The organism is Mycolicibacterium sp. HS_4_1 (assembly GCF_054515875.1).
This window is the reverse complement of sequence record NZ_CM137261.1, coordinates 4,040,262-4,054,368: the sequence shown is the minus strand read 5'-3', so window position 1 is coordinate 4,054,368 and position 14,107 is coordinate 4,040,262. Positions and strand designations below refer to the sequence as shown.

Below are 14,107 nucleotides of genomic sequence, written 5' to 3'. Positions count from 1 at the left end.
GCCCTGAATTGCTGTGGATGTGCCGCTGCCGTGGAAAATGGTCCCAGGCCCCATCGGACGAGGAGAGTGCGACGTGCGACGCGACACCCTGGCGTGGCTCGGTGCCCGCGCACTGACCCGCCGCTTGGGTCTGCCGCGAGCCAAGAGTTTCCGGGTGGAACGGTCGCTGCCGGTGCCGATGCGTGACGGTGCGCTGCTGTTGGCCGATCACTACGCGCCGCGGACCCGGAAACCGGCCGGCACATTGTTGATGCGGGGGCCGTACGGCCGTGACGGCCTGCCCAACCGCGTGTTCGCCGGGCTATACGCCGGGCAGGGTTTTCACGTCATACTGCAGAGCACCCGCGGCACCTTCGGGTCCGACGGAGCCTTCGAGCCGGGGCGCCATGAGGTCGACGACGGTGCCGACACCGTCGAGTGGCTGCGTGAACAGCCCTGGTACACGGGGGAATTCGCCACGGTCGGCGCTTCCTACCTGGGTTTCACCCAGCTGGCGCTCCTGGTCGACCAGCCTGCCGACCTGACCACTTCGGTGATCACCATGGCGCCGCACGATTTCGGCCATTCGGTGTGGAGCACAGGATCATTCGCGCTAGGCGACTTCCTGGGCTGGAGCTATCAAGTGGCTTGGCAGCATCGTGGCGGCTGGATCCGTCAGATGCTTCGCGGCATGGCGACGCCGCGAACCCTGAAGCCGGTTCTGGAGACGCTGCCGCTCGATCCGGCGGCAGCCGAACTGCTGGGCGGACGCACCCCGTGGTTCAACGCGTGGCTCGAACAGCCCGATCCGTCGTCGCCGTACTGGGCAGAGAACGGTGTGGCGGCCGCACTCGACAACCTGCGCGGCCCGGTACTGCTGATCACCGGATGGCAGGACGTGTTCGTGGATCAGACTCTCGAGCAGTACCGGCGGCTGCGGGCCCGCGGCGTCGAGGTGGCGCTCACCGTGGGGCCATGGACTCACGGGTCGGGCGGCACCGAAGCCATCAAAGAATCCGTGCTGTGGTTGGAGGGGGCGCGCCGCGCCGCGGCTCCGGTGCGGATCTGCGTCGCCGGCGGTGACTGGCTCGACATGCAGGAGTGGCCGCCGCCGGTCACCGAAACGGTGTGGCACCTGCACCCTGGAGGGGCGCTGGCCGAGACCCCGCCGAACAGCGGCGCACCCTCGACATTTGTCTACGACCCGGCCGACCCCACACCGAGCGTCGGTGGACGCCTTCTGGTTTCCGGAAAGTCGGGCTACATCGACGACACCGAGCTGGCCGAGCGCTCGGATGTCCTGTCCTTCACCAGCCCCGTGCTGCCCGCGGATCTCGACGTCATCGGAACGCCCCACGTCGAACTGGACCACCGCACCGACAACCCGCACTCCGATGTGTTCGTTCGGATCAGCGACGTTGCGCCCGATGGACATTCGACAAATGTCACCGACGGATACCTGCGGCTCACCGCGGCCGACACCCCCGAGGCGCTGCTGCGCCTGGAGCTCGACGCGACGGCCTACCGATTCGTCGCCGGCCACCGGATCCGGCTGCTGATCGCCGGTGGCTGTTTCCCACGGTTCGCCCGAAATCTCGGGACCGGCGATCCGCTGGCCACCGCCACCCGGCTGGTGCCGTCCGTGCACACCGTTGCGCACGGCGACGGTGGGCAATCCCGGCTGGTGCTGCCGGTCAGCGCACCGTGACCACCACTTTGCCTTTCGCAGTGCGGTTTTCCAGCGACGCGATGGCGTCCGCGGCCCGCTCGAGCGGGTAGACCTCGGGCACCGGCGGGATGATCGCACCCGACGCCAGCAGCGGCTCCAGCTCCTTCCACTGCTCGGCGAGGTAGCCCGGGTGGGTCATGGCCCACGCGCCCCAGCCGACACCCACCGCATCGACGTTGTTGAGCAGCAGCCGGTTCACCTTCACCGTCGGGATATCCCCGCCGGTGAACCCCACAACCAGCAGTCGGCCAGCCGGTGCCAGTGACCGGAGGGAGTCGGTGAACCGATCGCCACCCACCGGATCGAGGATCAGGTCGACGCCCCGGCCGGCTGTCAACTCGCGCACCGCGTCTTTGAAGCCGTCGGCCAGAACGACATCGGAAGCGCCTGCGGCACGGGCGATTTCGGCCTTATCCTGTGAGCTCACCACCGCGATGGTGCGGGCCGCACCGAACGCCGGCGCCAGTCGCAGCGTCGACGTGCCGATGCCGCCGGCAGCACCGTGCACCAGCACTGTCTCGCCAGGGGCCAGGCGGCCACGGGTGCGCAGCGCGCAGTGCACCGTCAGGTCGTTGAACAGCAGGCCGGCGCCGGCCTCGAATGACACCGTGTCGGGCAGCTTGAAGACCCGATCGGCCGGTAGCGCAACGACTTCGGCCATCGCACCGGACAGCATGGTCAGAGCGGCCACCCGGTCTCCGGCCACCACGTGCGCTCCGGCGGGTGCGCTGCGCACGACACCTGCGAGCTCGGCGCCCGGGGTGTACGGCAACTCGGGCTTGTGCTGATAGAGGCCGCGGGACTGCAGCGCGTCGGGGAAGGCGACACCCGCGGCGTGCACCTCGATCACCACGGCGCCACTGCCGTCGGGTTCGGGAATCTCGTTCAGTTCGGCTGCTGACGGGCCGTCCAACCGGGCGATCTGAATGGCGCGCATGGTCTCCTCAATTCCGTCGGGATGCCACCATCTAACATCCCGGCATGATCGACGCACGTGCCGCGGTGTTGCTTCGCCCGGGTTCGGCCCCTGAACTGACCGACGTCCAGATTCGTGAGCCACAGGGCAACGAGGTGCTGGTCGGCATCGATGCGGTCGGCATCTGCCATACCGACATCAGTACGGCGGCGCGCTGGCCGGAGAAGCGACTACCCATGGTGTTCGGTCACGAGGGCGCCGGCACCGTCCTGGCCACCGGCCCGGACGCCCGCATCGACGTCGGCCGGCAGGTCGTCCTGACCTTCGCGAGCTGCTCGCAATGCGCCGCATGCTCATCCGACACGCCCGCCTACTGCGACAACGCGACCCGCCTCAACATGGCGGGCGACCGTGGTGACGACACGAGTGCCCTGCGGCTGGAGGGTCAGCCGGTTCGCGGCGGATTCTTCGGCCAGTCCAGCTTCGCCACCCATGCGCTGGCCAACACGTCCAACGTCGTGGTCCTGCCGGACGGCATCGACGCACAGCTGGCGGCCCCCCTGGCCTGCAGCGTGCAGACCGGCGTCGGAGCGGTGCTGAACACCTTGTCGGCGGGGCCCGATGACGTCCTGGTGGTGTGGGGTGCCGGTGCAGTGGGCCTCTCGGCTGTGATGGGTGCGCGCATTGCCGGGTGCCGCACGATCATCGCCGTCGACCCGATCGCCGAACGGCGTTCGCTGGCAATCGAATTGGGTGCCACCGGGGCCGTCGACTCCGCTTCGGAGAACCTGTCGGCCGAAGTCATGGAACTCACCGGCGGCGGGGCCACGCTCGCCGTCGACACCACCGCGCGCGGCCACGTCATCGGCACCGCGCTGGCGCTGCTGCGCAAGTGTGGCAGCCTCGCGCTCGTCGGGCTGGGAGCGCTGACCGCGGAGCTGCCCGTCGGACTGATCCTGGCCAACGGGCTGCGGGTACAAGGTGTCATCGAAGGCGACAGTGAGCCGCACACCTTCATCCCGCGGCTGGCCGCGCATGTCCTGCGGGGTGAACTCCCAGTCGACAAACTGGTACGGACTTACCAGTTCGACCGCTTCGCCGACGCCTGGGCGGACGCCACGGCCGGTTTTGCCGTCAAACCTGTGCTGGTTATTTAGGTAGGCTCGCTGGTACGGGATGTCCCGCCGGCAACGTCGCCGAACCCGAACGGAGCAGTATGACCGCCTTCAGTCAATCCCAGCTGGTCAAACCCGGGCGTCCCGCGGCGCTGCCACCAGGCCGTTCCATGGAAATCGAGGCCGTCGACGGCACCCGGCTGCACACCGAGGTTTTCGGCCCCGAACATGGCCGGCCGATCGTCTTCGCACACGGCATCACCTGCGCCATCGGAGTATGGGGCAACCAGATCGCCGACCTGGCGACCGACTACCGGGTCATTGCCTACGACCACCGCGGGCACGGGCAGAGCGGTGCGCCAAAGGGCCGCCACAAATACAACCTGGACTTTCTCGCGGCCGACCTGGACTCGGTGTTGACGGCGACGCTCAAGCCGGGAGAGCGGGCCGTCATCGCCGGCCACTCGATGGGCGGTATCGCGATCACGTCCTGGGCGCAGCGCTATCCGCGACGCGTCACCGAATGCGCACATGCCGTCGCCCTGATCAACACCACCACCGGGGATCTGCTCAAGCTGGTTCAGCTGGCGCAGGTGCCGAACTCACTCGCGAAGTCTCGCGCCTACGCCGCCGGCCGCATCCTGAAGACCTTCGGCGGGGCGCCGCTGGTGCCGGGTTCGCGCAAGGCGGCCCGCCAGTTCGTGGCGATGATCGCGGTCGGGCGCGACGCCGATCCGGCGGTTGCCGACTACGTCTATGAACTGTTCATGGGCACCTCCGCCGCCGGCCGCAGCGGATGGGTCAACGCTCTGGTGGACAACCTCGATGCGCACCACATCAGCCTCGACAACCTGACGGTTCCCACACTGGTCATCGGCAGCACCAAGGACCGGCTCCTGCCCATCGCGGCGTCGCGGCGGATCGCCAGCAGCGTCCCCAATCTCTGGTCGTTCGTCGAGCTGGGCGGTGGGCACTGCGCGAACCTCGAGCGCCCCGAACAGGTCAATCAGCATTTGCGGGCGCTGCTCGCCGGGTCGGCCCACAGCTCGACTGCCTAGGGCCCCGATGTCCTAAGGTGGAACCGGCGGTACCGGATCAGATCAAGGGAGATTCATGACGGGTAGCGACGGCGGCGAATTTTTCGACGTGCTGATCATCGGTGCCGGCATTTCCGGCATCGGGGCCGCATACCGGCTGCGCCAACGCAGCCCTCAGACCACCTACGCGGTCCTGGAGCGGCGGGCACGCATCGGCGGCACTTGGGACTTGTTCCGCTACCCGGGAATCCGTTCGGACAGCGACATCTTCACGCTGAGCTTCCCGTATCAGCCGTGGACCAGGCCGGAGAACATCGCCGACGGCGACCACATCCGCGAGTACCTCACCACCGCGGCGCACACCCACGGCATCGACCGCCACATCACCTTCAACACCCATGTGCTGTCGGCCGATTGGGATTCGGCGACCGACACGTGGACGGTACAGACCGCGCAGAACGGTGAAGCCAAGACCTACCGCGCCCGGTTCCTGTTCTGCGGCACCGGCTACTACAACTACGACCAGGGGTACACCCCGGATTTCCCCGGCATCGACACCTTCACCGGCGATGTCGTGCATCCGCAGTTCTGGCCGGAGTCACTCGATTACGCCGGCAAGAAGGTGGTGGTGATCGGCAGTGGAGCGACCGCCATCAGTCTGGTCCCGGCCATGGCCAAGACCGCGGCGAAGGTGACCATGCTGCAGCGGTCGCCCACCTACCTGATGTCCCAATGGCAGATCGACCCGATGGTCAGCCTGATCCGGAAGCTGTTGCCGCGCAGGATCGCCCACCGGGTCGTGTGGTTCCGCAACGTCCTCATCGGGGTGCTCAGCTACAACCTGCTCCGCAAATTCCCGAAGGGCGGGCGGCGCCTCATCCGCAGTCGGGCCATGGCCGCGCTGCCCGCCGGTTATCCGGTGGACGTGCACTTCAACCCGAAGTACGACCCGTGGGATCAGCGCCTCTGTGCGGTGCTCGACCGGGATATCTTCACCGCCATCGGTGACGGCCGCGCCGAGGTCGTCACCGACCACATCTCCCACGTCGACGCCACCGGCATCGTGCTGAAATCCGGTGCGCGCGTTGATGCCGACATCATCGTGACCGCGACGGGGCTGGAGTTGCAGGCCCTCGGCGGCATCTCGTTGGCTGTCGACGGTGTCCCGATCACACCGTCCGACCGGTACGTCTACAAGGAGTTCCTGCTCGAGGACGTGCCGAACATGGCGTGGTGCCTGGGCTACACGAACGCGTCGTGGACGCTGCGCGCCGACATGACGGCCCGCGCCTTCGCAAAGCTGGTGGAGTACATGGACACTCACGGGTACACCCATGCGTACCCGCATCTGGGTGACGTCCCGATGGATGAGAAGAAGACGTTCGACCTCGATGCCGGCTACATCAACCGCAACCCGCACGCGCTGCCCAAGTCCGGTACCCACCGCCCGTGGCATGTGCGGCACAACTACGTGCTCGACGTCATCGACCACCGCTTCGACCGCATCGAAGAGTCCATGGTCTTCGGCCGGGCGGCGCAGCGAGTCTGACTTTCACGATCCTTCTTGCTCAATGAGTCTGGCCGGGGCCGCCAGTCGCCAGGAGTCGGTGAGAATGTCGGTCAGTTCCTGCGCGTCGTCGAGGGCCTCCAGCCGAACCCGCACCCACGACGACGCCGCCTCGTGTCGAGGTACCCAGAATTTGTGCGGTTCGGCAGCGATCAGCTCTTCGCGGTCAAACCTGGGGCAGCGCACCGCAAAAGAGGTCTCATCATCGGGCACGGTGACGAACATCTTGCGCGCGACGTCGAACGTCGGATGGCCCCAACGCTCCTTCTCGGTGGTCTCTGGGAGGGACAGCGCGATGCGGCGCACGTCATCGGCGTCGAGCACGGTACCGAACCTTCCGGGGGGTTTCGAGGTGGAGCTTGTCTGCCGAGGCAGCCTACCGCTGGGCGCCGACACGTAGCGATGAGAGCAGGACCGATCAGAGCTCGGCGAGGCGGGTGGCGAGCTGCTCGACGACCGCTTCGACTTCGGCGGGGTTGGCCAGCCGGTCCGGCGCCCAGGCCAGCGCGATTCTGGCCGGCGCCCACGTGCTTTCATCGATCGGGATCAGCTTGAATTCGGGCGGCGAGAAGATGCGGCCGAGCGTCGATGCCGGCGCGTAGCTGACCAGCGCGACGAGATAGCGATTGAACACCTGGCTGGCCATCTCCAGCTCGCCGCCCAGCTGACTGACGGCTCGCACGATGCGCGTGACGCCACGTTCGTTGAGTCCGCGCGCCATCTGCGCCAGCACCACAGGATTGGGCCGCGCGAAGTCGATCACGACGTCGCGGTCCCGCAGATCCTCGATGGCGATGATGTCGTTGGCCGCCAACGGATCGTCGAACCGCACCGCCGCCGCGCCGGGATAAGTGGCCACTACGCGATGGCGTATGCGTTTGTCCGCGGACGGCAGGTGGATCAGGCCGAGGTCGACGTGCCCGGAGACCAGTTTGGCGATGACCTCCGCCGCCGACCCGGGCATGCTGTACTCGGTGGGCACCGCCAGGCCGGCCACTGCCTGTTCGAACCTGGACAGGAAATCCGATGGTGCATACGCGGTCGCCCCGATACGAATGGGATTGACCACCTGCGTGATTCGTGACGCGCTCGCCTTCAGGTCTTCGACCCGGCGCAGGATGTCGCGTGCCGGTTCCAGCAGCTGCGCGCCCAGTGGCGTCAGGCGGACCTCGTGGTACGTCCGCTCGAACAGCTCCCCACCGAGCTCGCGCTCCAGCAGCTTGATCTGCTTGCTCAGCGGCGGTGGGGTGATCATCAGCCGGTCGGCGGCGCGTTTGAAGTGCAGTTCTTCTGCGACAGCGACGAAGTAGCGAAGCCGGGTGAAGTCGATTTCCATTGCGGGTGTCGGCTACCGTCCCGAATGTGCTGCTGCCGCAGGTACTTCCAGGACGCCGCGGGCAATGAGGTCGTCGATCGTGTCGTCGTCCAGCCCGAGCAGTTCGGCCGCGATCTCGCGCGTCTGCTCGCCGAGGAGCGGCGCCTGGCCCAGCGGGGGATCCGGGATGAGGTCAGCATGGATTTGCACGTTCTCCATCATGAACGGTGCCGTGCCGTGTGGATGCAGTTCCTCGCGGAACGCGCGGCGCTCCACGTAGTAATCCCAGGTGGGGACCTCGACGGCGTGCAGCACGGCCCCGGCAGGCACGCCCGCGGCCTGTAGCTGCGTCATCGCGTCCACCGGGGTGCGCTGAGAGGTCCATGTGCGCAGTGCCTCATCGATCCGTGCGCGCTGGCGGTCTCGCCCGACGCGCGATCCCAGCTCGGCATCGGCGCCGAGGTCGGGCCGGTCGATCACCGCGCACAGGGCTGACCAGTCGGCGTCATCGCGGACCGTCACGGCGATCCAGGTGTCGTCACTCGCGCCCGGAAACAGGCCCCATGGCGCGTCGTGGGCCGGCTGGTCGTCGGGAACATGACCACGCCTTGTCAGCACCTCGCCGGCGATGTCGTCGGCGAGGTGACTGAGCATCACTTCGGCCTGGGCAATGCTCGCCGCGCCACCGCCGCCGCTACGTTCGCGGCGCAGCAGCAGCGCAAGCGCACTCAGCGCGCCGATGCGCGCAGCCACGTGATCGGGGTACACGGTGACGGTGTCGCAGAAGGCATCCGGATCGTCAGGGTACGTCCACAACTTGGTGAAGCCTGCTGCGGCGCGGACCAACGGTCCGTAGCCGAGTCGTTTGGCCCACGGCCCGGTGGGTCCGTACGCCGAGCTGTCGACGACCACGATGGCCGGATTGATCTGCTGCAGCGTGGCGAAGTCCATGCCGAGTGCTGCCGCCACGCCGGGTTTGAAGTTGCTCAAGACGAGGTCGGACTGCGCGACCAGTCGGTGCGCCAACGCCCGGCCTTCGTCGGACCGCAGGTCGATGCCGATCGACCGCTTGTTCCGGTGGCCGGCGGCGTAGGCCTGTGTCATGCGGGTGAGGCTGATCCGCAGCCCGTCCGGAAAGGCAGAATTCTCGATTTTGACCACGTCCGCGCCGAGATCGGCGAACAGACGACCGGTGTCACTGCCGACGACGATGACGCCGAGGTCCAGCACGCGTAGCCCCTCCAGGGGCAGGCCCAGGCCGGCGCGGCCGCGCGCGGTGAGTGTGGGTGCGTCACGAAGGGGGTGGTACGACGGCGCGCCGCTGGTCAAACTGCGGGCGGTCAGGCTGCTGGCCCGGTGCCCGTCGATCTCGACCACGCCGACCGGTACCGGTGCGCTCAGACCAGGGGAGAGCTCTGTCTCGCGGAAGAAGCCGCGCGCTGCAACCTGTTCCGTGGACAGCGACTCGGCCAGGCTCAGTACCGCCGCCGTCGGCACACCGTGCCGTTGGCCGGCGAGTTCCAGTTCCGCGCGGGTCTTGTCGGAACAGAACTGCTCGATGGCCCCGAGCAAAGTCGCGGATGCGAAACGCTCGCGGAGACTGTTGAATTTCGGATCGGCGAATTCTTCTGGGCGCCCCATCCATTCGAACATGCCCTGCCACTGGCGCTTTGCTAGGACACAGATGCGGACGTGGCCGTCCTTGCATTTGATGATCGGGTAGCGCTGCTGCTCGGCGATCCAGTCCCGTTTCTGTTCGCTGATCGGTACCCCGGCGGCGGCGCTGCCCGCCGTACCGAAGGGCGGGTCGAGGGTCTGCATTGCTCCTTCGATTACCGAGAAATCGATGAGATCGCCTGTGCCCGTGTGCAATCGGTCCAGAAACACGCAGAGTGTGAAGAAGGCGGCCTGGGCTGCGGCGACGTGATAGGGCAGGTCCGCGCTCGGCGGCACCAGCGGTGCCTGTCCCGGGATGCCCGAGCGGGACAGCTCGCTGGTCAACGCGTGCAGCACGGGCGTGGTGGCCTGCCAGGCGCGATAGCGTGTGTCGCGCCCGAAGTCGCTGATGGACAGGATGACCAAGGACGGATGGTCGGCATGGATCTGCTTGACCGACAACGACTCTTCGGCCGCCGACCCGGGACGCGTGTTCTCGATGAGGACGTCCGCGGTCGCCAACAGCTCCGCCCATGACTGCTGTCCGGCCGGTGTCGATGGATCGATCTCGATCGTGGGGATGCCGTGACGGTTGATGGCGGTGCCGATGGGCACCCCATCGATGCACGGTCCGGTGGTGTCTGCCGCGGTCACGCCGGCCAGATGAACTGACGTCACGTGGGCGCCGAGATCGGCCAGCAACCGGCCGACGGCTGTGATGGGTCCGGCGGTCAGATCGACAATCTCGATCCCCGACAGCGGTGGGTCGTAGGGCATGTTGGTCAACTGCGTCGCGCCTGCCGGAACGGGATGTCTCGGTCGGGTTCGGGTTCCTTCGCCAGTCCCAGTACGCGTTCGCCGATGATGGTGCGCTGAATCTGGTCGGTGCCGCCGCCGATCGAGGTGAAGAACGCGTTGAGGGACAGGAAGTTGACGTCGTCGGCCTCAGGATTGTCGGGGCCCGCCAACAGCGATTCGGTGCCGATGATTTCGGTCTTCAACGCCGCCTCGGAATGCAGGATTCGCGACATCGCGAGTTTGCCCAGCGACATGATCGAACTCGACGTGCCCTGGCTGGTGGCCGCTTTGGCGCGAAGGTTGTTGAGCCGGTTGAGTTCCCGAAGTGCCAGGACGTTCGCCAGCTTCTCCCGCAGGGCGGCGTCATCGAGGCAGCCGTGTTCCCGTGCCAGTTCGACCAGGCTGTCGGCCTTGGACTTGTTGCGTGACCCGCGGCCGCCGTCGCCCATGATGGAGCGTTCGTAAGCGAGAGCGGTCTGCAGAACGCGCCAGCCGTTGCCCTCTCCGCCGATGAGATTGGCGTGCCGCACCGTCGCGTCAGAGATGAAAACCTCGTTGAAGTGCGCCTCGCCGGTGATCTGGACCAGTGGCCGCACCTCGATGCCGGGCTGGCGCATCGGGATGATGAAGTAACTCATGCCCTTGTGCTTGGGCACATCCCAGTCGGTGCGCGCGATCAGCAGACCGTACTCGGATGTCGCCGCGCCCGAGGTCCACACCTTCTGGCCGTTGACCACCCAGCGGTTACCGTCGCGCACCGCGGTGGTGCTCACCCCGGCCAGGTCGGATCCGGCGCCGGGCTCGCTGTAGAGCAGGCAGGTGCGAGCCGCTCCGGTCAGAAAGTCGCGCAGCAGTTCGTGTTTCAGCTCGTCAGACCCGAACGTGAACAGCGTATTGGCCGGGATGTTGTGCTTGTCCTGGCAGGCGCCGGGCGCCTTGACGGCGCGAAACTCCTGGTGGATGACGGCTGCCAACTTGCTCGGGTAGCCGCGCCCGAACCATTCGGCCGGGTATGTGGGTACGGCGTAGCCGGCATCCAGAACCTTTTCCCGCCAGGCGATTTCCTCGGGAGAACTGACCCAGGGATCGTCCGATGGCGGCAGTGCGGTCCAGTTCTGCGCGAGCCAGTCACGCACCTCGCTGCGCAGGGTGTCGGACGTTGGTGCGGTGAGAGTCATGTCAGGCACCCTTCGAGGCGAGGTAGCGCTCACGATGATCACGAGAGCTGCCGAACAGTTGACGGCCGGTGCGCGCCCGGCGCAGGAACAGGTGGGCGGGGTGCTCCCAGGTGAAGCCGATGCCGCCGTGCATCTGGATCGATTGCATGGCTGTGGTGTGATAGGCCTCCGCGCAAGCGAATCCGGCAAGCGCGACGGGACCGTCGGCGCCCGCCGGGTCGGCATCGAATTGCGCGGCGGCGTACTGCGCGGCCGAGGTGGCGGATTCGACTTCGAGCAGCAGGTCGGCCGCCGTGTGCTTGATCGACTGGAAGCTGCCGATGGGCCGGCCGAATTGGATACGGGTCTTGAGGTATTCGACGGTGATGTCGAACAGCCGGCGAGTGCCGCCGACCTGCTCCCCGGCGAGCGCAATGACCGCAAGTGACAAGGCGTGTTCGACGGAGGCCCAACCGCCCCTGCCGATGCGACGTGCCGGAGTTTGACTGAAGACATAGGTCGACAGGCGGACCGTGGGATCGAAAGCCGTTGCGGCGGTCCGGTCGAATCCGGCTGCATCGGCGGCAACTTCGAAGAGCGCGATGCCGTCATCTGCCTTTGCGACGACGATGACAACATCGGCAATCTGCCCGTCCAGCACGTAATGCGCGCTGCCGGTGAGCCGGTATTCCGCAGCGTGCTGGACCGCCTGCACCGCGACACCATCGGGCGCCCACGTGCCACGGGGCCCGGTGGTCGCCACGGTTCCGATCGAGGACCCGTCGGCCAACCCAGGCAGGAGTCGCGCCTTGTCGTCGTCACTGCCGGCGGCCTGAATCAGTGCTGTGGTGAAGACTGCACTCGATAGGAACGGGGCCGGCAGCAAGGCTGCGCCGGTCACCTCGGCGACAGCCTCCAACTCCTGCGCGCCCAACCCCACGCCGCCGTATTCGGGGTCGACGATCAACCCTGCCACGCCCTGGGCGGCCAGTTTGTGCCAGAGATCGCGATCGAACCCCTCGTCAGTGCGCATGACGCGGCGGACATCGGCTTCGGTGCAATGTTCACTGAGCAGGTCTTTCACGGCCGCGGCGAGTTCGGCGCGTTCGGCCACGCTCATCGTCATGTGTTCACCCTTCTGCATGTCTGGTCTATGCAATGTCGTCGCCGCCGCCCTGTAAATCGCATTGTGCGACACCTGTACGTTTCCGTTGGGGACATCTGCGACACCGGACGGCCACTCGATGTCCCGAACGCTCATGTGTGGGTTTCCGGGCTGGTCGTTTACAGCGCCGCCCGGATGCCGCCATGGTGGATATATCCCGGAGAAGGTCCGGCGGCAGAAGAGGAAGTATCAGTGTCACTTGATCCCAAAACCCCGGTGCTCGTCGGCTATGGCCAGGTCAACCAGCACGACGAGAACCCGGGTAGTGAGCCGGTCGACCTGATGGAGGCGGCGGCCCGTGCCGCCGCGGATCCGCGCGTGCTCGAGGCGGTCGACGCCGTCCGGATCGTCAACCTGCTGTCGGTGCGCTACCGGGATCCCGGTCTGCTGCTGGCTCAGCGCATCGGCGCACCAAACGCTGTCACGCGGTACACCCCGGTCGGTGGCAACATTCCGCAGTCGCTGGTGAACCAGGCCTGCCTGGACATCCAGCAGGGCCGCACCGACGTGGTGCTGATCGCCGGTGGCGAAACCTGGCGTACCCGCACCCGCCTGAAGACCCGCGGCGAGCGACTGACCGGCACCGAGCAGCCCGAGTCCGTCCCGCCGGCACCTAGCGACCCGGAGTTCACCATGGCCGGCCCCGCCGAACTGCGGATCGGGCTGGTGGCGCCGTCGCACGTGTACCCCATGTTCGAGCAGGCCCTGCGGATCGCCGCGGGGGAGGCCCCAGACGAGCATCGCCGCCGGATCGGCGAGCTGTGGTCGCGGTTCAGCCAAGTGGCCCAAGGCAATCCGCATGCTTGGAGCCGGGACGCGGTTTCCGCGGAAGAGATCTGGCAGGCCGGCCCGGCCAACCGGATGATCAGCTGGCCGTACACCAAGCTGATGAACTCCAACAACATGGTCGACCAAGGGGCGGCTCTGGTCCTCACTTCCGTGGGCAAGGCCGAGGAACTGCAGATACCGAAGGACCGCTGGGTGTTCCCGCACGCCGGCACTGACGCTCATGACACCTATCTGATCGGGGAGCGCGCGAGTTTCTCGGGATCACCGGCTATTCGCATCGCGGGCCGTCGGGCGCTGGAACTGGCCGGGCTCGGCATCGACGACATCGACGCGGTGGACGTGTACTCGTGCTTCCCGTCGGCGGTGCAGGTGGCGGCCGGCGAGCTTGGCCTGGCGCTCGACGATCCGGCACGTCCGCTGACCGTGACCGGCGGTCTGACCTTTGCCGGCGGGCCGTGGAACAACTACGTCTCGCATTCCATCGCCACCATGGCCGAACGGCTCGTCGCCAATCCGGGCCAGGTCGGGCTCATCACCGCCAATGGCGGGTACCTTACCAAGCACAGCTTCGGCGTTTACAGCACCGAGCCGCCTGCGCGCGAATTCCGTTGGGAGGACGTGCAATCGGAGGTCGATGCGGAGCCGACGGTGATGGCAGAGGCCGACTGGTCAGGTACCGGGACCATCGAAACGTGGACGACGCCGGTGACGCGCGAGGGCGCGCCCGAGAAGGTGTTCGTCGCCGTCCGCACCCCGAGTGGCGGCCGCGCGCTGGCCGTCATCACCGATGCGTCGCAGGCCGAGGCCAGCACCCGTGAGGACCTCGCCGGCGCCGCCGTGACGGTCAAGCCGGACGGCACCGCCGGGCTGGAGTAAGCCGAGGC

Annotated in this window: 11 protein-coding genes; 5 read left to right on the top strand and 6 right to left on the bottom strand. The window is 67.2% G+C overall.

Translation table 11 applies throughout. The features are described 5' to 3' along the window. Positions 1-37 precede the first annotated feature (37 nt). A complete protein-coding gene (locus ACX12F_RS19560; protein ID WP_459366142.1) occupies positions 38-1,687 on the top strand; it encodes a CocE/NonD family hydrolase in 1,650 nt (549 codons plus the stop codon). Here ACX12F_RS19560 and ACX12F_RS19555 read toward each other — a convergent pair. Further along, entirely contained in the window at positions 1,674-2,645 is a 972-nt protein-coding gene (locus ACX12F_RS19555) for an NADPH:quinone oxidoreductase family protein (RefSeq protein WP_459366141.1), read from the bottom strand. The genes ACX12F_RS19560 and ACX12F_RS19555 overlap by 14 nt on opposite strands. 44 nt (positions 2,646-2,689) lie before the next feature. Between ACX12F_RS19555 and ACX12F_RS19550 the strand changes: the two genes are divergently transcribed. Genes ACX12F_RS19550 through ACX12F_RS19540 form a run of 3 tightly spaced genes read left to right on the top strand, consistent with a single transcriptional unit; the run spans position 2,690 to position 6,325 of the window. Continuing rightward, entirely contained in the window at positions 2,690-3,781 is a 1,092-nt protein-coding gene (locus ACX12F_RS19550; RefSeq protein WP_459366140.1) for an NAD(P)-dependent alcohol dehydrogenase, read from the top strand. A 59-nt stretch (positions 3,782-3,840) separates the two neighbouring features. Then, complete coding sequence (locus tag ACX12F_RS19545; RefSeq protein ID WP_459366139.1) at positions 3,841-4,797, top strand: alpha/beta fold hydrolase; 957 nt, start codon at positions 3,841-3,843, stop codon at positions 4,795-4,797. Between the two features lie 55 nt (positions 4,798-4,852). After that, entirely contained in the window at positions 4,853-6,325 is a 1,473-nt protein-coding gene (locus tag ACX12F_RS19540; RefSeq protein WP_459366138.1) for a flavin-containing monooxygenase, read from the top strand. A 3-nt stretch (positions 6,326-6,328) separates the two neighbouring features. Here ACX12F_RS19540 and ACX12F_RS19535 read toward each other — a convergent pair whose 3' ends face one another. The 5 genes from ACX12F_RS19535 to ACX12F_RS19515 all read right to left on the bottom strand — a co-directional run bounded on the left by ACX12F_RS19535 (position 6,329) and on the right by ACX12F_RS19515 (position 12,395). After that, positions 6,329-6,667 carry an MmcQ/YjbR family DNA-binding protein gene (locus ACX12F_RS19535; RefSeq protein WP_459366137.1) on the bottom strand — a complete coding sequence of 113 codons (339 nt, stop codon included), beginning with the start codon at positions 6,665-6,667 and terminating at the stop codon, positions 6,329-6,331. Between the two features lie 94 nt (positions 6,668-6,761). Then, complete coding sequence (locus tag ACX12F_RS19530; protein ID WP_459366136.1) at positions 6,762-7,679, bottom strand: LysR family transcriptional regulator; 918 nt, start codon at positions 7,677-7,679, stop codon at positions 6,762-6,764. A 12-nt stretch (positions 7,680-7,691) separates the two neighbouring features. Further along, on the bottom strand, positions 7,692-10,091 hold the full coding sequence (locus ACX12F_RS19525) for a CaiB/BaiF CoA-transferase family protein (protein WP_459366135.1): 2,400 nt from the start codon (positions 10,089-10,091) through the stop codon (positions 7,692-7,694). A gap of 5 nt (positions 10,092-10,096) precedes the next feature. Beyond that, positions 10,097-11,290: an acyl-CoA dehydrogenase family protein gene (locus tag ACX12F_RS19520; protein WP_459366134.1), complete on the bottom strand. Its 1,194-nt coding sequence runs from the start codon at positions 11,288-11,290 to the stop codon at positions 10,097-10,099. 1 nt (position 11,291) lies between these two features. Continuing rightward, complete coding sequence (locus tag ACX12F_RS19515) at positions 11,292-12,395, bottom strand: acyl-CoA dehydrogenase family protein (RefSeq protein WP_459366133.1); 1,104 nt, start codon at positions 12,393-12,395, stop codon at positions 11,292-11,294. Positions 12,396-12,626: 231 nt separating this feature from the next. On the opposite strand from ACX12F_RS19515, the gene ACX12F_RS19510 reads away from it, so the two are divergent. After that, the gene (locus ACX12F_RS19510) at positions 12,627-14,099 is read left to right on the top strand and encodes an acetyl-CoA acetyltransferase (protein ID WP_459366132.1); all 1,473 of its coding nucleotides are present in this window, start codon (positions 12,627-12,629) and stop codon (positions 14,097-14,099) included. The last annotated feature ends 8 nt before the right edge of the window (positions 14,100-14,107 follow it).